17 protein-coding genes are annotated in these 18596 nt (G+C 62.7%); 6 read left to right on the top strand and 11 right to left on the bottom strand.

Going from position 1 to position 18596, the window contains the following annotated elements; translation table 11 throughout:
* Positions 1-26 precede the first annotated feature (26 nt).
* Positions 27-1610 carry a phospholipase D-like domain-containing protein gene (locus E5K04_RS14510; protein WP_136555415.1) on the top strand — a complete coding sequence of 528 codons (1584 nt, stop codon included), beginning with the start codon at positions 27-29 and terminating at the stop codon, positions 1608-1610.
* Between the two features lie 375 nt (positions 1611-1985).
* Positions 1986-4241: an arginine/lysine/ornithine decarboxylase gene (locus E5K04_RS14515; RefSeq protein WP_136555417.1), complete on the top strand. Its 2256-nt coding sequence runs from the start codon at positions 1986-1988 to the stop codon at positions 4239-4241.
* 280 nt (positions 4242-4521) lie between these two features.
* Here E5K04_RS14515 and E5K04_RS14520 read toward each other — a convergent pair whose 3' ends face one another.
* Positions 4522-6282 carry an AMP-dependent synthetase/ligase gene (locus tag E5K04_RS14520; protein ID WP_136555419.1) on the bottom strand — a complete coding sequence of 587 codons (1761 nt, stop codon included), beginning with the start codon at positions 6280-6282 and terminating at the stop codon, positions 4522-4524.
* A 213-nt stretch (positions 6283-6495) separates the two neighbouring features.
* Between E5K04_RS14520 and E5K04_RS14525 the strand changes: the two genes are divergently transcribed.
* Both E5K04_RS14525 and E5K04_RS14530 read left to right on the top strand, forming a co-directional pair.
* Positions 6496-7638 carry a trans-sulfuration enzyme family protein gene (locus E5K04_RS14525; protein ID WP_136555421.1) on the top strand — a complete coding sequence of 381 codons (1143 nt, stop codon included), beginning with the start codon at positions 6496-6498 and terminating at the stop codon, positions 7636-7638.
* A gap of 82 nt (positions 7639-7720) precedes the next feature.
* On the top strand, positions 7721-8497 hold the full coding sequence (locus E5K04_RS14530) for a ferredoxin--NADP reductase (protein WP_136555423.1): 777 nt from the start codon (positions 7721-7723) through the stop codon (positions 8495-8497).
* A gap of 15 nt (positions 8498-8512) precedes the next feature.
* On the opposite strand, the gene E5K04_RS14535 is transcribed toward E5K04_RS14530, so the two are convergent.
* Positions 8513-8728, bottom strand: coding sequence for a Txe/YoeB family addiction module toxin (locus tag E5K04_RS14535; protein WP_328591045.1), 216 nt, complete (start codon positions 8726-8728; stop codon positions 8513-8515).
* Between the two features lie 22 nt (positions 8729-8750).
* Positions 8751-9023: a type II toxin-antitoxin system Phd/YefM family antitoxin gene (locus tag E5K04_RS14540; RefSeq protein WP_136555427.1), complete on the bottom strand. Its 273-nt coding sequence runs from the start codon at positions 9021-9023 to the stop codon at positions 8751-8753.
* A 159-nt stretch (positions 9024-9182) separates the two neighbouring features.
* Between E5K04_RS14540 and E5K04_RS14545 the strand changes: the two genes are divergently transcribed.
* Both E5K04_RS14545 and E5K04_RS14550 read left to right on the top strand, forming a co-directional pair.
* Positions 9183-9518, top strand: a complete 336-nt coding sequence (locus E5K04_RS14545) for a ComEA family DNA-binding protein (RefSeq protein WP_136555429.1) — start codon at positions 9183-9185, stop codon at positions 9516-9518.
* Positions 9519-9657: 139 nt separating this feature from the next.
* Positions 9658-10806, top strand: coding sequence for an MraY family glycosyltransferase (locus E5K04_RS14550; RefSeq protein ID WP_136555431.1), 1149 nt, complete (start codon positions 9658-9660; stop codon positions 10804-10806).
* A 172-nt stretch (positions 10807-10978) separates the two neighbouring features.
* On the opposite strand, the gene E5K04_RS14555 is transcribed toward E5K04_RS14550, so the two are convergent.
* From E5K04_RS14555 to E5K04_RS14590, 8 genes are all read right to left on the bottom strand, one after another.
* Entirely contained in the window at positions 10979-11449 is a 471-nt protein-coding gene (locus tag E5K04_RS14555; RefSeq protein WP_205700384.1) for a hypothetical protein, read from the bottom strand.
* Positions 11446-11754, bottom strand: coding sequence for a nucleotidyltransferase domain-containing protein (locus E5K04_RS14560; RefSeq protein ID WP_136555433.1), 309 nt, complete (start codon positions 11752-11754; stop codon positions 11446-11448). Before E5K04_RS14560 ends, E5K04_RS14555 begins: the two co-directional genes overlap by 4 nt.
* A gap of 210 nt (positions 11755-11964) precedes the next feature.
* On the bottom strand, positions 11965-12834 hold the full coding sequence (galU, locus tag E5K04_RS14565; protein ID WP_268907639.1) for a UTP--glucose-1-phosphate uridylyltransferase GalU: 870 nt from the start codon (positions 12832-12834) through the stop codon (positions 11965-11967).
* Between the two features lie 27 nt (positions 12835-12861).
* Entirely contained in the window at positions 12862-14076 is a 1215-nt protein-coding gene (locus E5K04_RS14570; RefSeq protein WP_136555438.1) for a glycosyltransferase family 4 protein, read from the bottom strand.
* Entirely contained in the window at positions 14076-15212 is a 1137-nt protein-coding gene (wecB, locus tag E5K04_RS14575; protein WP_136555440.1) for a non-hydrolyzing UDP-N-acetylglucosamine 2-epimerase, read from the bottom strand. Before wecB ends, E5K04_RS14570 begins: the two co-directional genes overlap by 1 nt.
* Before the next feature lie 2 nt (positions 15213-15214).
* Positions 15215-16336 (bottom strand): UDP-2-acetamido-2,6-beta-L-arabino-hexul-4-ose reductase, encoded by a 1122-nt coding sequence (wbjC, locus tag E5K04_RS14580; RefSeq protein ID WP_136555442.1) that lies wholly within the window; start codon positions 16334-16336, stop codon positions 15215-15217.
* A 4-nt stretch (positions 16337-16340) separates the two neighbouring features.
* The gene (locus E5K04_RS14585) at positions 16341-17369 is read right to left on the bottom strand and encodes a polysaccharide biosynthesis protein (protein ID WP_136555445.1); all 1029 of its coding nucleotides are present in this window, start codon (positions 17367-17369) and stop codon (positions 16341-16343) included.
* Positions 17370-17387: 18 nt separating this feature from the next.
* Positions 17388-18569, bottom strand: coding sequence for a glycosyltransferase (locus E5K04_RS14590; RefSeq protein ID WP_136555448.1), 1182 nt, complete (start codon positions 18567-18569; stop codon positions 17388-17390).
* Between the last annotated feature and the right edge of the window lie 27 nt (positions 18570-18596).

Here is an 18596-nt window from a genome sequence, read left to right on the forward strand (position 1 = left end):
CAATTGTGTTTTGCATATTGTTCGACATGAAAACTCCCGATCCCGCCGTGGGCATGGCCGGCCGCGCACTCGCCGAGCAGGCGCTGTCGCGCGCAGCCGGCACGCCTCTGCTCGGCGGTAACCAGGCGCGCCTGCTGTACGACAGCGGCGAGAACTTCCCGGCCTGGCTCGCGGCGATCCGCGAGGCCCGCGCGAGCGTCTACATCGAGATGTATTTGTTCGCCGACGACGCGTTCGGGCGTACCCTGCGCGACGCGCTGGCCGAGCGCGCGCGCGCCGGCGTCGACGTGCGCCTGCTGGTCGACTGGTTCGGCTGCGCGCGCGAGTGCCTGGGCGGGTTTTTCCGGCCGCTGCAGGCGGCGGGTGCTCAGGTGCGCTACTACAACCCGCCGTCCCTGTCGGTCGGGCTCGGCTTTGTCGGGCGCAACCACCGAAAGCAGATCATCGTCGACACCGATCGGGTGTTCGTCGGCGGCCTGTGCGCGAGCAGCCGCTGGGAAGGAAACCCGGACGCCGGCGTCGAGCCGTGGCGCGACACCGGCGTGGTGCTGGCAGGGCCGGTGCTCGCCGAGGCGCTCGCCGCGTTTTCGGACAGCTGGGCAAGTTGCGGCGGCGAGCCGCTACCGGCGGCCAGCGCGCCGGCGGCACAAGGCGGCGTCGCCGCGCGGCTGATCGCGACGACGCCCAGCCGCGCCAACCTGATGCGGCTCGACCTGATGATCGCGGCGTTCGCCCGCGAGACGTTGTGGATCACCGACGCCTACTTCATGGCGACCGGCACCTACCTCTCTGCGCTGCAGAACGCCGCGCGCGACGGCGTCGACGTGCGCCTGCTGGTGCCGCGCTCGAGCGATATCGGCTGGATCGCGACGGTGTCGCGTACCCAGTACCGGCCGCTCCTGGAGGCCGGCGTGCGGGTGTTCGAGTGGAACGGCCCGATGATCCACGCCAAGACCGCCGTCGCCGACGCGCGCTGGGCCCGCATCGGCTCGAGCAACCTCAACGTGTCGAGCTGGCTGGCCAACCGCGAGCTCGACGTGTCGATCGAGGACGCGGCGCTCGCCGGCGAACTCGCCGCGCGTTTCTACCAGGACCTAGACCACGCGACCGAGGTGGTGCTCGGCGGCAAGCGCGGCCGTCCGGTGCTGTCGCAACCCAGGCGCGGTGACGGGGTGCCTTTGCTCAGCCCGGCGGCGGGTGCGGTGCGCGCGCGCGCGACCGCCCGCGCCGCCGCGCGCCAAGCCGTGCGCATCGGCGACACGCTGGGCGCGGTGGTGCGCGGCACGCGCGAGCTGGAGGCGAGCGAGGCGTCGGCCTTGCTGACGCTGGGCGCGTCGCTCCTGCTGGTGGCGATCGCGGTCGGCTTCTTCCCCTGGCTGGCTGCCGCGCCGCTGGTGCTGCTGCTTGCTTTGGGCGGGGTGACCATTGTTGCGCGTTCGCTACAACTTTACCGGCAGCGGCGCGCGCGCGCCGACGCCGCTGCGGGCGGCAAGAATGCTGCGGTGCAGGGCGGAATGCCGGCCAAAACAGGCGGCGGGGAGACCTTCGCCGGCGAAGCTGCCGCCCCTGCTGCGGATCAGGTCTTTACACGGGACGACACGCGTCTATAATGCGCGCCCACAGGGTTATTCGAAGGCGAGCCGCAAGGCCTGCCCTAAGCCGGCAGACGTGTGAGATGGCTAGCCATCCGGGGCGGACCGCGGTGCAAAGCTCCCAAATGAACCGGCGTGGTAGCGCCGGAATTTGACGTGACAACGCGCCTCAAGGCCAGCCTTCCCGGGCGGCGGCTCCGCAAGGAGCGCTCGTACAGAACTGTGCCCCAACGCGCACCGAGTGACACTTCTGGCGTCTACGCCGAAGGCCGCAAGGCGTTACAGGTGCCCGGCCCCGACCCCGCCCGCCGGCGGGGGACGACCCCATCCTTGCCGTAGTGCGACTTCGCCCGACGCCAAGTGTCCTGGATTGACTCCCAAGGGGACCCAGGCATGCGTTTTCGTTTTCCCATCGTCGTCATCGACGAAGACTTCCGTTCCGAGAACACCAGCGGTTCCGGCATCCGCGAGCTCGCCTCCGCGATTGAAGAGCGCGGCATGGAGGTGGTCGGTTACACCAGTTACGGCGACCTGACCGCGTTTGCGCAGCAGCAAAGCCGCGCCGCCGGCTTCATCCTCTCCATCGACGACGAGGAATTCCAGACCCAGGACAGTACCGACGCCGCGCTGGGCAAGCTGTACGGCTTCGTCGCCGAGATCCGCCGCCGCAACCCGGACATCCCGCTCTACCTGTACGGCGAGACGCGTACCGCACGCCACATCCCGAACGACATCCTGCGCGAGCTGCACGGCTTCATCCACATGCACGAGGACACGCCGGACTTCGTCGCCCGCCACATCATCCGCGAGGCCAAGTCCTACCTCGATAGCCTGGCGCCGCCGTTCTTCCGCGCGCTGGTCGACTACGCGAACGACGGCTCGTACTCGTGGCACTGCCCGGGCCACTCCGGCGGCGTCGCCTTCCTGAAGAGCCCGGTCGGCCAGATGTTCCACCAGTTCTTCGGCGAGAACATGCTGCGCGCCGACGTGTGCAACGCGGTCGACGAACTGGGCCAGCTGCTCGACCACACCGGCCCCGTGGCGGCATCCGAGCACAACGCCGCGCGCATCTTCAGCTGCGACCACCTGTTCTTCGTCACCAACGGCACCTCGACGTCGAACAAGATCGTCTGGCACAGCACCGTCGCCGCCGGCGACATCGTGCTGGTCGACCGCAACTGCCACAAGTCCAACCTGCACGCGATCATGATGACCGGCGCGATCCCGGTGTTCCTGATGCCGACGCGCAACCACTACGGCATCATCGGCCCGATCCCGAAGAGCGAATTCTCGCTGGAGAACGTCCGCCGCAAGATCCTGGCCAACCCGTTCGCCCGCGAGGCGCTCGAGAAGAACCCGGACGCCAAGCCGCGCATCCTGACCATCACCCAGTCGACCTACGACGGCATCCTGTACAACGTCGAGGAGATCAAGGGCCTGCTCGACGGCGAAGTCGACACCCTGCACTTCGACGAAGCCTGGCTGCCGCACGCGAGCTTCCACGACTTCTACGGCGACTTCCACGCCATCGGCGAGGACCGCCCGCGCTGCAAGGAGTCGATGATCTTCTCGACCCAGTCGACGCACAAGCTGCTGGCCGGTTTGAGCCAGGCGTCGCAGATCCTGGTGCAGGACCCGCAGAACCGCCAGCTCGACGTGCCTTCGTTCAACGAGGCCTACCTGATGCACACCTCGACCAGCCCGCAGTACGCGATCATCGCCAGCTGCGACGTCGCCGCGGCGATGATGGAGCAGCCGGGCGGGCGGGCGCTGGTGGAAGAGTCGCTGGTCGAGGCGCTCGACTTCCGCCGCGCGATGCGCAAGGTGGACGAGGAGTACGGCAGCGACTGGTGGTTCCGCGTGTGGGGGCCGCAGGCGCTGTCGGACGACGGCATCTGCGACCCGGCCGAATGGCAGCTCAAGCCCGACGAGCGCTGGCACGGCTTCGCCGGCATCGAGGAAGGCTTCAACCTGCTCGACCCGATCAAGGCGACCCTGCTCACCCCAGGCCTGGACGTCGACGGCAGCTTCGAGGAGATGGGCATCCCGGCGGCCATCGTCACCAAGTACCTGACCGAGCACGGCGTGGTGGTCGAGAAGACCGGCCTCTACAGCTTCTTCATCATGTTCACCATCGGCATCACCAAGGGCCGCTGGAACACGCTGATCTCGCTGCTGCAGCAGTTCAAGGACGACTTCGACAAGAACCAGCCGATGTGGCGGATCATGCCCGAGTTCGTCGCCAAGCACCCGCAGTACGAGCGGGTCGGTCTGCGCGACCTGTGCCAGAAGATCCACCAGCTGTACGCGCGCCACGACATCGCGCGGCTGACCACCGAGATCTACCTGTCCGAGATGGAGCCGGCGATGAAGCCGTCCGACGCGTTCTCGCGCATGGCGCACCGTGACATCGAACGGGTGCCGGTCGACGAACTGCTCGGCCGCGTCACCGCCGTGCTGCTGACCCCCTACCCGCCGGGCATCCCGCTCCTGATCCCGGGCGAGCGCTTCAACAGCACCATCGTCGACTACCTGAAGTTCGTGCAGGACTTCAACCACGAGCTGCCGGGCTTCGAGACCGACGTGCACGGCCTGGTGCCGACCGAGGTCGACGGGCGCAAGGTGTACTGCGTCGACTGCGTGCGCTGAGTCCGCGCTGCAAATAGCCGTTAAAAAGGGTGGCCGGAAGGCCACCCTTTTTTGCGTGCGCGGCGTTGCCTTGGCACGGCACCGGCGAAGGCGGACGTGTAGCGTCGGGCGCACGGGCATGGCCGGAAGCGGAACGTCCCGTCGGGCGGCCAGGCGTGTGGGCGGGGAGGAGGGCTCGCGATAGCCGGCAGCAGAGGGTGGCACCCGCAATGAGGACCAGCGGCGGAAAAAACAAAACCCCGCCAAAGTTTGGCGGGGTTTGCGGGCCGGCTTGGCTGACTTAGGCCGGGTGGTGCTGGAACAGGCGCTCGATCAGCGCGCTGCAGCGCTGGGCGATCACCTTGCGGCGCAGCTTGAGGGTGGGGGCCAGCTCGCCCGCGTCGACACACCAGGCGCGGTCGACCAGCGCGACCTTCTTCACATGCTCCCAGCTGCCGAAGTAGCGGTTGAAGCGCTTCACCTCGCGCTCGATCAGCGCCTGCACCTTGGGGTTGCGCGCCATCTCGGCGTCGCTGGTGTAGGCGATGCCTTGCTGGCTGCACCATTCCTTGATCTTCTCGAAGAGGGGTACGATCAGCGCGGCGGCGTACTTCTGGCCGTCGCCAACCACCATCACCTGGTCGATGAACGCCGATTCCTTCAGCTTGTTCTCGATCACCTGCGGCGCGATGTACTTGCCGTTCGACGTCTTGAACATTTCCTTCTTACGGTCGGTAATGGTCAGCACGCCGTCTTCGAGCTTGCCGATGTCTCCGGTGTGCAGCCAGCCGTCGATGATGGTCTCGGCGGTCTGTTCGGGCTCCTTGTAGTAGCCGACCATCACGTTCGGGCCACGCACCAGGATCTCGCCGTCCTCGGCGATCTTCACTTCGCAGTGCGGCATCGGCACGCCGACCGAGCCGATGCGGACACGAGCAGGGTCGAAAAGGTCGGCGGAGATCACCGGCGAGCATTCGGTCATGCCGTAGCCTTCGGCGACCATGATGCCGGCCGCCCATAGCAGACGGGCCAGGCGAGGCTGCAACGCGGCCGAGCCGACGTTGACCCACTTGAGCTCGCCGCCCATCGCCGCGCGCCACTTGCTGAAGATCATCTTGTCGGCGAAGGCGAGCTGCGCCTTCTGCCACAGGCCAAGCTTGGCGTTCGGGTCGTAGTTTTCGGCCAGCTCCAGCGCCCACTTGTACAGTTTCTGCTTGGAGCCGGTCAGCTCGGTGGCCTTGCCGGCCAGCTTGTCGTGCAGCTTTTCCAGCACGCGCGGTACCGCACTGAAGGTGTGCGGGCGTACTTCCTGCATCGCGCTGGAGAGCTGTTCGACGCCGGCGAAGTAGACGCCGGTGCACGAGGACATGTAGTAGTACACGCCAGCGCGCTCGAAGATGTGCGACAGCGGCAGGAAGGACAACGCGCGCAGCGTGCCGACCGGCAGTTTGGTATGCTCGGCGATGGCAACCACGGTGCTGACCAGGTTGCGGTGCGACAGCATCACGCCCTTGGAGCGGCCGGTGGTGCCCGAGGTGTAGATGATGGTGAACACCTCGTCGGCGCGGATGCTGTCGCGCAGCGCGGCGAGCATCACGTCGTCGCCGCCGTCGCCCAGCAGCTCGATTTCGCGCCACGAGCGCACACCGTCGATGTCGGTGAACGAGTAGATCGGGCTGCTCATGCGGCCCAGCGCCTCGTGGACTTTGCTGTGCTGCGAGGCGTTGCCGACGAAGGCCATCTTCACGTCGGCGTGCATCAGGATGTAGCTGGCGTCCTCGACGGTGACCGTCGGGTAGATCGGCACGCTGATGGCGCCAATCTGCTGCAGGGCGAGGTCGACCAGCACCCACTCGATGCTGTTGTCGGCCATGATCGCGACGCGGTCGCCTCGGCCGATGCCGAGACGGAGGAAACCATGACTGACGCGGTTGATCGTTTCCACTACCTCTGGCGTAGACAGCTTGACCCACTGCTTGCCCTTGCGGGCGCTCAGACAGTCGGCACGGGGATGGCTTTCCAGTTGGCGGTAGAGGATGTCAAAGGCGCGTTCAAGCTTCATGTTCTGTCGGGTTCGAATGCGAAAGGACGCACCTTAGCCCCATTCGCAGGGGCTGTAAAGCCTTGATCCGGCTTGGGTTTGTTCAATATCAACTTGGAATTAGCCGCCTGCTGGCGTTAGAAAGATACCATTGGGTATCGATTAAAAGGCGGTCTGCTGGCGGTTGCCGATTCGTCCATATCAAACGTTTGTCTTAAAAATCTGAGGCTTAAGATGAAGTTTTCCACTCGTGCCGTCCACGCAGGCTATGACCTTCACGGCCACCGCAACGCGGTGATGCCGCCGATCTACCAGACTTCGGTGTTCGCCTTCGACGAGATCGGCGAGGCACGCGATTTTTCCTACGCGCGTAGCGGAACGCCGACCCGCGCGGCGCTGGAGGGGGCGCTGGCCAGCCTGGAAAACGCCCGCCACGGCATGGCGTTTGCCAGCGGGATGGCGGCGATCGACGCGGTGCTGCGTGCGTGCCTCAAGCCCGGCGACGAGGTGGTCGCGGTGGCCGACCTGTATGGTGGCGCCTGGCGGCTGCTGACCCGGGTGATGGTGCCGTGGGGCGTCAAGGTGAGCTTCGTCGACCTGACCGACCCGGCGCGGCTGGAGGCGGCGCTGAACCCGGCCGTGAAGCTGGTCTGGCTCGAGTCGCCAACCAACCCGCTCCTTAATCTGGTCGACATCGGCGCGTTGTCGGCGATCGCCCGCGCGCACGGCGTGCCGGTCGCCGTCGACAACACCTTCGCGACGCCCTACCTGCAGAACCCGCTCGACCTGGGCGCCGACATCGTCGTCCATTCGGCGACCAAATACCTCGGCGGCCACTCCGACGTGCTGCTGGGGCTGGTCGCGGTCAACGACGACAAGCTGTTCCAGGCGATCCGTTTCGTGCAGAACTCGGCCGGCAACGTGCCCGGCCCGCAAGATTGCTTCCTTTGCCTGCGCGGCATCAAGACGCTGGCGCTGCGCATGCAACGCCACTGCGAAAATGCGCAGCAGGCCGCGCGCTTCCTTAAAGAACATCCGGCGGTCGAGAAAGTGTTCTACCCGGGGCTCTCCGACCACCCGCAGCACGCGCTGGCGGCCCGGCAGATGCGTGCGTTCGGCGGCATCGTGTCGATCTATCTAAAGGAAGACACGCGCGAGGCGGCCAACCGTGTCGCCACATCCTTAAAGCTGTTCGCGCTGGCCGAGTCGCTGGGCGGGGTCGAGTCGCTGGTCAACCATAGCTGGACGATGTCGCACGGCTCGCTGCCGGTGGCGGACAAACAGGCGCTGGGCCTGCGCGAAGGCGGCCTGCGCCTGTCGCTCGGCATCGAGGACATCGACGATATCCTCGCGGACCTGGCGCGAGCTTTGGGCTGAGGCGGAGAGCGGGGCAGGGCTTGTGCTGGCGCAAGCCTGCCCCGACAATGGTTAAACCTGAGTAAATCACTAACGAATAGCCATGAGTGCACCCGCCGCAGAATCCTTCACCCGCGAAACCGTGCTGTGGCGCCAGCGCTGGAGCGACAAGCTGTTCAGCTTCCGCATCAGCCGGCCGGACAACTGGCGCTTCACGGCCGGCCAGTTTGCCCGCATCGGCCTGGAAGACGGCACGGGCAAGCTCTGGCGCGCGTATTCGATGGTGAATGCCGAATGGGACGACTACCTCGAGTTCTACTCGATCGTCGTCCCCGACGGCCAGCTGACGCCGCGCCTGTCCCGGCTGGAAGTCGGCGACACGCTGCTGCTCGACGCGCGCGCCAACGGCTTCTTCACCGCCGACCGCCTGCCTGACGGTGAGGTGCTATGGCTGCTCGCCACCGGCACCGGCCTTGCACCCTACCTCTCCATCCTGCAGCAACCCGCGATCTGGCAACGCTTCGGCGCGATCCGCCTGGTGCACGGCGTGCGCGATGCGTCTGATCTTAACTATCAGGGCTTCATCGCCCAACTGCCGAACCACCCGCTGTGGCAGGCGCACGCGTACAAGTTCGGTTACCTGCCGGTGGTCACCCGCGACGTGCCGCCGGGCGTGCTGTCGGCACGCCTGCCTGAGTTGATCGCAAACGGTGAACTCGCCCGAGCGGCAGGTGTGCCGCTGGAGCCCGCAGGGGGCAGGGTGATGATCTGCGGCAACCCGAAGATGGTCGCCGACACCTTCCGCACGCTGGTCGGGCAGGGTTTCAAACTGTCGCGCCTGCGCGAGCCTGCGCAGGTGGTGTTGGAGAACGGGTGGTGAGTACCTGGCTGGCAATCAATAGTGGTAGCGGCACATCAGGATATGCAGGGTGCCATCCTGCACGGCGTAAACGAGGCGATGCTCGTCGTCGATCCTGCGTGACCACAGCCCCGCGTACTGGTACTTCAGCGGTTCTGGTTTGCCGATGCCTTCAAACGGGCTGCGCTGGATGTCCTTGATCAGGGCGTTGATCCGCCTGAGTAGCGTCTTGCTGTTGGCTTGCCAGTACAAGTATTCCTCCCACGCGCCTTCATCAAACCGGATCTGCATCGCTGTCCTCGGCCAGTTCGCGGGGGACGGTCTGGCCGGTGCGCAGGTTGCGTACGGCGGCATCCAGCCGGCGGGCGTTTTCTGGCGAGCGTGTCAGGTAGGCGGTTTCTTCCAGCGCGTTGTAGTCATCGAGTGACATGATGACGACAGGCTTGCCGCGCTGGCTGGTGACAATCACCGGTGCCCGGTCATCGTTGACCTGGCGCATCAGTTCGGCCAAGTGTTGGCGGGTATAGCTGTAGGTAACGGCGTCCATGGTGGGCTTTCGCTGAGGATAAGAATGTACAAAACATTGTACACATGATTGCGGTCGCCCATCTGTCAAACTGAGTCGGATCATCCGGCGAAGCAGTCCTGCTTGCCTTGTCTATAGTGCTTGGGCGGTCGATGTGACCGGTTGATAAGGAGCAGCACCATGTACCAGAAACTGGCCGCTTTGCTCGGCGCACTCTTGCTGTCCGCCTCGGCGCTGGCCGCCGTCAACCTCAATAGCGCGAGCCAGGCTGAACTCGAGTCGCTCGATGGCATCGGCCCCGCCAAGGCCAAGGCCATCGTCGACTACCGCACGAAGAACGGCCCGTTCAAGAGCGTCGACGACCTCAACAAGGTGCCGGGCATCGGCGACAAGACCATGGAAGCGCTGCGCAAGGACGTGACGGTCGGCGGCGGGATGGCCAAACCGGCGGCCCCACCGGCCGCCAAGCCACCTGCGGCGGCGGCGGGCGGCAAACCGGCGGCGCCTAAGCCCTGAACGCAAAACCGGCCCGGATGGGCCGGTTTATTATTACTAGTGTATTGCCGTCCTTGATGCAGGAATGAGAGTAATGCCCTAGAATTGTTAGGCTTTCAATTCTAAATTCATATTAATTCGACTATTTTTGGATGTTTATATGCTGTTGACGATTTTCTTTTGTTCGTTGTTGGCTTCTCTGTTGGTCGGCATCCTGCTGATCCGTACCCAGCACCTGCACGCCAAACTGTCGATGGACCACGACCTAGGCGGCGTGCAGAAATTCCACGCCACCCCCACCCCGCGCATCGGCGGCGTGCCGATGCTGGGCGGTTTGCTGGCGGGTGGCGCCGTGCTGATGTGGGTAGCGCCGGCTGAGCGCGCGCTGTTCTGGGGCGTGCTGCTGGCCGCCGCGCCGGTGTTTGTCGCCGGCCTGGTTGAAGACCTGACCAAGAAGGTGAGCCCGCTGGTACGCCTGTTGGCCGCCTTTGCATCGGCGGCGATCGCGCTGTTCAGCGTGGACGGCGTTTTGCCTGGATTTGGTGTGCCCGGCTTGGATCAATTGCTTGCCATGCTGCCTCTGCTGGCGATGGTGTTGACGGTGTTTGCCGTGGGTGGGGTGTGCCATTCGGTGAACATCATCGACGGCTACAACGGGTTGATGGGCGGCGTGGCGCTGTTGGCCTTCTCTGCGATTGCCTATGTCTCGCTGGCCGTGCAGGACTTGCCGCTCTTGGCGTTGAGCCTGTCTGCAGCGGCTGCCGTATTGGGGTTTCTGGTCTGGAATTTCCCGCGCGGGATGATTTTTGCCGGCGATGCCGGCGCGTATCTGGTCGGTTTCCTGCTGGCCGAACTGGCCGTGCTGCTGGTGGCGCGCCACCCAGGCGTGGTGTCGCCGTGGTTCCCACTGCTGCTGCTGATCTACCCGGTGTTCGAAACGGTGTTTTCGATCTGGCGGCGCAAGAAGCGCAAGGCTGCCGCCGGCTTGCCGGACAGCATGCATTTTCACCAGATGGTGTACAAGCGGCTGGTGCGCTGGATGGTCGGCAGCAAGGAAGCCCACCAACTGACCCGCCGCAACAGCCTGACCGCGCCTTACCTGTGGGGCGTCTCGCTGTTCTCGATCATGCCGGCCCTGCTGTTCTGGAAGGTGGAGTGGGCACTGCAGCTATGCGCGCTGCTGTTCGTGGCGGGCTACGTGTGGGCGTACCGCCGGCTGGTGACCTTCCGCGCACCGCGCGTGCTGGTGCTGCGCAAGGCCCGCCCGCACGCCAAGCCTGTGCTGGTCAAACACAACAAGGCAGCTTGAGACCGAAGCCGTGGGATGGGATAGCCGCTGACCGAGCGCGGAAAGCGAAGCGGCGCGAGGGAATGGGCGGCGTATCCCATCATCTCGCGCAACTGTCGGTAATCCCTTCTCCCGCCTGCGGATCAAAGGCACCGCGCAGCGCCGGATGAGGGGCACCCGCCGGGCCGGGGTGTCAGTAGCCCCTGCCCTGCAGCAGTTGGCGCCAACGCCTGTACAGCACCAGCATGTCGCCGGCAGCCATCACCGCCTGCTGCAGGTTAGCCCAGCAGCCGGCGACATCATCCGGGTATTCGTGTGCAAGGCGGTTGCACAAGTCCCACCACATCAGCCACTGGATCGCGTCCAGATAGCCCAGTTTTTCCAGCCGGCTGAGCCTGTCCTGCATCGGCCAGCCCTCGTACGGTTCGGCCAGCATGCCGAGCGTCGCCGGGATCAGCCGCAGGCCGAGTGCGTCCTGTAGGTTCATCAGGCGGAACCGGATCTGGTCCGCCAGCCGCTTGAGTGCCTTGTCGGCTGCAAGCTGCGCCAGGCTGTCCACCGGCTGGGTGGCTTGCCAGTCGGCCAACGCCTCTTCCAGTGCCGCCTGATGGGCGTCGGCCTCGTGCAGGGCCGCCCGCAGGCGGGCTTCCAGCAGTGTGCTCATGCCAGTTTCACGCCATTGCGGCGTGCCTCCTCAATGATTAGCCGGTCGTCCGCCTCTCCCGCCGCGGAAAACACCACGTCGATGCGTTGCCTGCCAACCTGTTGCCAGATTGCCGCGACAAAACGGCTGCACAAGGCTGCCAGCGCCAATGCGTCGAGCGGGGAGGGAAGTTCCAGCCACAGGTCGATGTCGCCGCCACGCCGCGTATCGTCGACCCGCGAGCCGAACAGGTAGACATGGCTTCCTTCAGGCAGCAAGCGGGCAGCGTGGTGGATGGCGGACAGGGTGGTTTCAGGCAGGCGCATGGGGCGGATGTTCGCACGGCATGGTTGCAGGGCCGACGCCCGCACCCGTAGATGGGACACCCGCCGCCAGGCGGTGAATAGGCGAATGCCCTGGCGGCATCCACGCCACTTTGCCCACCCAATCAGTGCATCGGAAACCAGTGCTCGCTGTCGCCGGTAATCCCTTCTCCCCGCGGGGAGAAGGTGGCGCGAATGCGCCGGATGAGGGGGCTACCCCACCAGCGCCGCGCAGCGTTTGGCCAGATAATCCTTGAAGCCCGCGCCTACTTCGTGGTGCTTGAGCGCGAAGTCGACGGTGGCCTGCAGGTAGCCAAGCTTGGAGCCGCAATCGTAGCGGCGTCCGGAGAGCGGCAGCGCCAGCACCGGCTCTTCCTTCAGCAGCGCGGCGATGCCGTCGGTGAGCTGGATCTCGCCGCCGGCGCCGGGCTGGGTGGTCAGCAGCTTGTCGAAGATACGCGGGGTGAGGATGTAGCGGCCGATCACCGCCAGGGTGGAAGGCGCCACGTCCGGGTGCGGCTTCTCGACGATGTTGGTCACCCGCTGCTGGCCGTTATCCTCGGAGACTTCAACAATCCCGTAGAAAGATGTCTGCGCGCGCGGCACGTCTTCCACGCCGAGCACCGACGCGCCGGTTTGCCGGTACACGTCGACCATCTGCGCGATCGCGCCAGGCTCGCTGTCCATCAGGTCGTCCGCCAGGATCACCGCGAACGGCGCGTTGCCCACCGCCGGGCGGGCGCACAGCACTGCGTGGCCCAGCCCAAGCGCCTCGGCCTGGCGGATGTACTGGCAGCTGACCGTCGGCGGCAGGATGCCCTGCACCGATTCGAGCAGCGCCTTCTTGTTGCGGTACTCCAGTTCGGTTTCCAGCTCGTACGCCTTGTCGAAGTGGTCTTCGATCGCCCGCTTGTTGCGGCCGGTGACGAAGATCAGCTCGGTGATGCCGGCGGCGACCGCCTCTTCCACCGCGTACTGGATCAGCGGCTTGTCGACGATAGGCAGCATCTCCTTGGGGCTGGCCTTGGTGGCCGGCAGAAAACGGGTGCCCATCCCGGCGACCGGGAAGACGGCTTTGCTGATTCTTACCTGGTTTGTGTAACCGTTCTTTCAGAGGCGCTGAGGGGCTGACAGTGTATGGACGATTTGCGAGGCTGCTGATTCAACCGAGAACTTCTCGTGCAGCAAGCGGCGGGCTTGCTCGCCCTGCCGCCTGCGCAGCTTAGGTTCTGTCATCAAGCGCGCTGCCGCAGCCAGCAGCGCATCGTCTGCGCCGTTTTCCAGTGCAGTACCGGCATCTGCAGCGTTGATGACCGCCATCAGGTCGTTGCCCGGGTTGACGCTGCCGAGGATGGGTAGGCCGTTGACCATATACCCCAGCAGCTTGCCCGGAAAATTGTGTGCCTTGTGCGAGCGGGCGAGGCTGAACAGGCCGACGTCCACTTCGCACAGCACCTTCTTGAACGCCTCCTGTGGAATGGAAGGCAACAGGGTGGTATTGCCCAGCCCATGTTCGCGGATATAGCGCTCAACCAGCTCGTATTCGTCGCCCTGCCCGATAAACAGGAAGTGTGCGTCCGGGTGGTGCTGCATGCTCTTGGCTAGCCGCATCAGGTTGGCCATGTCCTGTGCGTGGCCGATATTGCCGCCGTAGAAATAAATCACCTTGCCCTGCAGGCCCAGTTGCTTGCGCAGGCTTTCTTTCTCGGATGGCGCAGCAGCCGGGGCAGGGCTGGCCCAGTTGTACAGAACCCCGGTCTTGGACAGATGGGGGTTCATCTGCCGGAATACGTCCAGGTTTTTTTGCGACATCAGGCCGATGTGGTCGGCCGCCCGATAGCTTTTCTGTTCGAAGTAGTGGAAGTAACGCGCAATGGGCGAACCCTCGCGGATCATTCCTTCGTCGATCACCCATTGCGGGAACAGGTCGCGCAGGATCAGGTAGGCGGGGCAGCCCCACAGTTGCTTTATGCGGCGCACCAGCGGGCCGAAGAAAATGGATGGGGAGTAGTACACCACCCCGTCGATCTTGCGGCTGCGCAGGGTCGGCGCCAACGCCCGCCATGCGCGTGCCGAAAGCAGCGATTCGTTGATGGCCCGTTTGGCCTTGGGGATATCCTTCAGCGGGCCACTGCGAAAGCGCAGGATGGGGATGCCGTCCATCCTGTCTTCCACCAGCAACGCCTGCTGGCCATCGACGCCGGGGGTCAGCACGAAAGGTTCGTGCCCTTGCCGTTTAAGCTCGACGGCCAGTTCGTGCATCATCTTCGGACTGACGCGGGTGCTGTGCGGCAGGTAGTCGTCGATGATCAGTGCCAGACGCATCAGTACTGCCTCCACACCACGCGGCGCACGTAGTCGGTGTAACTGTGGAGGATGCGTACCACCTTGTCGCTGACGTTCGGCATGCTGTAATCGGCGACTAGCCGCAGCCCCCGCGCGTCACCCCGCGGTTGCGAGGCCAGGATGGCCAAGCCCTGACGCACCCGGTCGGCTTCCAGTCCGACCATCATCACTGCCGCTTCTTCCATGCCTTCCGGCCGCTCATGCGCTTCGCGCAGGTTGAGCGCGGGGAAGTTCAGGATCGACGATTCTTCGTTGATGGTACCGCTGTCCGAGAGGACGGCCTTGGCGTTCATCTGCAGGTTCACGTAGTCGTGAAAGCCCAGCGGCTTCATCAGGCGGACTTGCGGGTGGAAGCGGGCATCGGTCATATCGACACGCTTCTGGGTGCGCGGGTGGGTCGAGACCACCACCGGCAGCCCGTGCTCCTCGGCCACCATGTTGAGGATGCCCACCAGCTTGCCGAAGCAGCGCTCGGACTCGATGTTTTCTTCGCGGTGAGCGCTGACCACGAAGTACTGCTGTGCATTCAACTCCAGACGCGCGAGCGCGTCGCTCGCCTTGATTTGCGGCAGGTAGTGGTGCAGTACCTCAAACATCGGGCTGCCGGTCTTGATCACCTGATCCGGCGGCAAGCCCTCGCGTAACAGGTAGTCGCGCGCGATGGTGCTGTAAGTCAGGTTGATATCCGACGTGTGGTCGACGATGCGGCGGTTGGTTTCTTCCGGCACCCGCATGTCGAAACAGCGGTTGCCCGCCTCCATGTGGAAGATCGGGATCTTGCGGCGCTTGGCGGGGATGACCGACAGGCAACTGTTGGTGTCACCCAGCACCAGCATCGCCTCCGGCTGCACTTGCGCCAGCACGCCATCGACCGCCGTGATCAGGTTGCCGATCGTATGCGCCGCGCTGCTGCTGCCTTCGGCGCTGTTCAGGAAGAAGTCAGGCTTGCGTACGCCCAGGTCGTCGAAAAAGACCTGGTTGAGTTCGTAGTCGTAGTTCTGGCCGGTGTGTACCAGCACGTGATCGCAGTGCTGATCCAGTGCGGCTAGCACGCGGGAAAGACGGATGATTTCTGGCCGTGTCCCGACCACCGACATGACTTTGAGTTTCTTCATTTTCAAACCTTGCTGCTGATCGTATCCGGGCGTTCCCGGTCAAAATTTTCGTTGGCCCACAGCATGACCACCATTTCGTCATCGCCGACATTGGTGATGTCGTGCGACCAGCCCGGGATGGTGTCGACTACCTGCGGCGCCTCACCGCTAGTGCGCAACTCGAACAACTCGTCAGTCAGCAAATGGCGGAAGCGGAACAGGGCCTGCCCCTTGATCACCAGGAATTTTTCCGTCTTGGTGTGGTGGTAATGGCCGCCACGGGTGATGCCGGGGTGGGCGGTAAAGTAGCTGAACTGGCCGCAGTCCGGCGTTTTCAGCATTTCGACAAACACGCCGCGCGGGTCTTCATGCTTGGTAAGCGGATAGGTAAACCGCTCGTTGGGCAGGTAGCTGACGTAAGTGGCGTAAAGCGCGCGTGTGAAGCCGGTGCCGACCCGTTCGCTCAGCAAACTGCTACGGCACGCAGCAAACGCTTCAATCTGTGCGGCCAGTTCGCCAAGCGTCGTGCTGTACTCGGGCTGCACCACGCCTTGCGCAACACCGGGCAGCGGCTTGTCCAGCGCGGCAATCAGCGCGGATACCACGTCGTCGACGTAGGCCAGTTGCAGGGTGGTAGCCGGGTTGTTGATCTGGATCGGCAAGCCGCGGGCCAGATTGTGGCAGAAGGTGGCCACCACCGAGTTGTAGTTGGGCCTGCACCACTTGCCGAACACCCCGGGTAGGCGGAACACCACCACCGGATTGCCGGTCTCTGCTGCCAGCAAACGCACCGCCTGTTCAGCCGCCAGCTTGCTGTGGCCGTAGGGGTTGTCCTGCACGGCCTGGGTAGAAGAAGCCAGCAGCAGCGGAATCGAGCGGCCAGTGGCGCGGATGGCGTTACACAGGGCGACGGTCAGCCCGGTATTGACCTCGGCAAACGCCGACACATCCTGCGGGCGGTTTTCCCCGGCCAGATGCACGACTGCGTCAACATCAGCCAATCTCTCGGGAAGGGTCGCAGGCGCGTCGTCCCGGTCAAATTCGCTCACAACAACGTTGGGCAATTCTCGCAAACGGGTGACCAAATTCTTGCCGATGAAGCCTTGTGCGCCGGTGACCAGAATAGTGCGCTGGGTTTGAGTCATCGCATTACTCCTCCGCTTCCACCTGCTCGCCACGCACGATGGCCTGCATGAAGCGCAGTTTCATCAACAGGGCCTGCATGCCCGCTTTGTCCAGCCGCTCGGTATTGTGCGAGTTGTAGTCGATGGCTTCGGAGATGCCGACTTCACCCTGTTCGACGTACTTGCCGTAGTTCAGGTCGCGCAGGTCTGGCGGAACGCGGTAGTAGCCACCCAGATCCTGTGCGGCCACCATTTCCTCGCGGCTCAACAACGCCTCATACAGCTTTTCGCCATGGCGGGTGCCGATGATGTTGATCGGGTGGTCTGGGACGCCCAGCAGGTCGGTCAGCGCGCGGGCCAGCGTCTCGATGGTGGCGGCCGGCGCCTTCTGCACGAAGATGTCGCCCGGGTTGCCGTGCTCGAACGCATACAGCACCAGGTCGACCGCGTCGTCCAGCGTCATCATGAAGCGGGTCATGGCTGGGTCGGTAATAGTCAGCGCTTGGCCGGCGCGGATCTGCTGGGTAAACAGCGGAATCACCGACCCGCGCGACGCCATCACGTTGCCGTAACGCGTCGCGCAGATCACCGTATTGCTGCTGGAGCGGGATTTGGCGACCACCACCTTTTCCATCATCGCCTTGGAAATGCCCATCGCGTTGATCGGGTATACCGCCTTATCGGTACTCAGGCAGACCACGCGCGACACGCCGCAGTTGATCGCCGCTTCCAGCACGTTCTCGGTACCCAACACGTTGGTCTTGACCGCTTCCATCGGGTGAAATTCGCAGGAGGGTACCTGCTTGAGCGCGGCAGCATGGTAGATAAAGTCGACCCCACGGACAGCATTCAAGACAGACTGGTAATCGCGTACATCCCCGATATAGAACTTGAGCTTCGGGTTGTTGTAGCGCTTGCGCATGTCGTCCTGTTTCTTTTCGTCCCGGCTGAGGATGCGAATTTCAGCCAGGTCAGAATCCAGGAAGCGGCGCAGTACGGCATTTCCGAAAGAGCCAGTCCCACCTGTAATAATTAATTTTTTATGTTCAAACATGTAAATTTCCGATTTAATTTATTTGGAGTGTTTGTTGATATTTCGTGAACTGTTGAATATTTCAAGTATGTATGAAAAAGTCTCTTGACTGCAGCGATCCCATGAAAACCTATCCGAAATTTCTTTGGCATCCTGGGCGAGCTTTTTCCCATATGAAGGGTCTTTTAATATGCATTCGATTGCAGATGCTATTGATTTTGGATTTTCTGGATCGAAAAACACTCCTGCCGCCCCCAGTATTTCTGGCATCGGTCCTCTATTAGAACTCACAATTGGTAGCGTCGATGCCATTCCTTCTATTAGGGTGTTCGGCATGTTTTCGCAACTGGATGCATAGATGAAAATATCTGCCTTAGCAAGGAGTTTAGGGATTTCCTCATGTGGAGTTGCTTTGATTGCGCGTGCAAAATTGCCATTTGGATCATGCCGGGCTATGGCATCGTTCATTTTTTTTAGCCCTAGACCACTCCCACCGCCTATAAAATCGATAGTTATAGGGTGTCCATTTTTTCGAAGCAATGCAATTGCCTCTGTGACATGCCACTGATGCTTGTAAAGGTCAGCGTTAGATATGTACACACATTTTATTTTTTTTCGTGCTCCATCCCAGTATCCCGGCGCGGGTTCTTGTCTGAAATTGTCACTAATACCATGCGGTATTACTCTAAAATTTTTTGTACTCCCAGTAAAGGTTTGTAATGCATTTTTTGCATAATGAGTAAGAAATATAACGGCAGTAGAATTTCTTAGTGCGTATATCTGTAGGTGTTTAATTAGTAATAGTCTTAGGCGTGATTTTGAAAAAAACGGGTAGCGTTCCATCTCGCCGGGTTCAAAAGATAGCATATCTCTACACATTGTGATGGATGGCTTGAACCTGCAAAAGGTAGCAGCTCCAGTGTTGAGTATTATGTTGCAGCCAAAATTATTAGCCTCAATGTGTAATTTATTGAATTGCCACCAGATTTGATTGAAAATACCTAATTCAAGTTCTGGGGGGCTATGCTTTATGAGCCAAGGTTCGTCTGGAAGAGCGGAAATTAATTCCGGATAGGACCATACATGAACCTCTTTTATTCCAAATTTAGCAGGGTTAAGTGACCTTAATAGGCCAATTAAATGGGCTTTTGCGCCTCCAGATCGATTTCTAGATGCGTCAATGCCAATTGAGATCCCGTAGTAATTTTTTTTATTGGCCATGATATAAGTTATGTTGATTTGTTTGGC

Source organism: Crenobacter intestini (genome assembly GCF_004919095.1).
Taxonomy (GTDB): domain Bacteria; phylum Pseudomonadota; class Gammaproteobacteria; order Burkholderiales; family Chromobacteriaceae; genus Craterilacuibacter; species Craterilacuibacter intestini.

What these genes read in the sequence shown, in the direction of transcription:
- E5K04_RS14510 (WP_136555415.1), top strand. Translation starts at nt 27, where the DNA reads ATGAAAACTCCCGATCCCGCCGTGGGCATGGCCGGCCGCGCACTCGCC.
- E5K04_RS14515 (WP_136555417.1), top strand. Translation starts at nt 1,986, where the DNA reads ATGCGTTTTCGTTTTCCCATCGTCGTCATCGACGAAGACTTCCGTTCC.
- E5K04_RS14520 (WP_136555419.1), bottom strand. Translation starts at nt 6,282, where the DNA reads ATGAAGCTTGAACGCGCCTTTGACATCCTCTACCGCCAACTGGAAAGC.
- E5K04_RS14525 (WP_136555421.1), top strand. Translation starts at nt 6,496, where the DNA reads ATGAAGTTTTCCACTCGTGCCGTCCACGCAGGCTATGACCTTCACGGC.
- E5K04_RS14530 (WP_136555423.1), top strand. Translation starts at nt 7,721, where the DNA reads ATGAGTGCACCCGCCGCAGAATCCTTCACCCGCGAAACCGTGCTGTGG.
- E5K04_RS14540 (WP_136555427.1), bottom strand. Translation starts at nt 9,023, where the DNA reads ATGGACGCCGTTACCTACAGCTATACCCGCCAACACTTGGCCGAACTG.
- E5K04_RS14545 (WP_136555429.1), top strand. Translation starts at nt 9,183, where the DNA reads ATGTACCAGAAACTGGCCGCTTTGCTCGGCGCACTCTTGCTGTCCGCC.
- E5K04_RS14550 (WP_136555431.1), top strand. Translation starts at nt 9,658, where the DNA reads ATGCTGTTGACGATTTTCTTTTGTTCGTTGTTGGCTTCTCTGTTGGTC.
- E5K04_RS14555 (WP_205700384.1), bottom strand. Translation starts at nt 11,449, where the DNA reads ATGAGCACACTGCTGGAAGCCCGCCTGCGGGCGGCCCTGCACGAGGCC.
- E5K04_RS14560 (WP_136555433.1), bottom strand. Translation starts at nt 11,754, where the DNA reads ATGCGCCTGCCTGAAACCACCCTGTCCGCCATCCACCACGCTGCCCGC.
- E5K04_RS14570 (WP_136555438.1), bottom strand. Translation starts at nt 14,076, where the DNA reads ATGCGTCTGGCACTGATCATCGACGACTACCTGCCGCACAGCACCCGC.
- wecB (WP_136555440.1), bottom strand. Translation starts at nt 15,212, where the DNA reads ATGAAGAAACTCAAAGTCATGTCGGTGGTCGGGACACGGCCAGAAATC.
- wbjC (WP_136555442.1), bottom strand. Translation starts at nt 16,336, where the DNA reads ATGACTCAAACCCAGCGCACTATTCTGGTCACCGGCGCACAAGGCTTC.
- E5K04_RS14585 (WP_136555445.1), bottom strand. Translation starts at nt 17,369, where the DNA reads ATGTTTGAACATAAAAAATTAATTATTACAGGTGGGACTGGCTCTTTC.
- E5K04_RS14590 (WP_136555448.1), bottom strand. Translation starts at nt 18,569, where the DNA reads ATGGCCAATAAAAAAAATTACTACGGGATCTCAATTGGCATTGACGCA.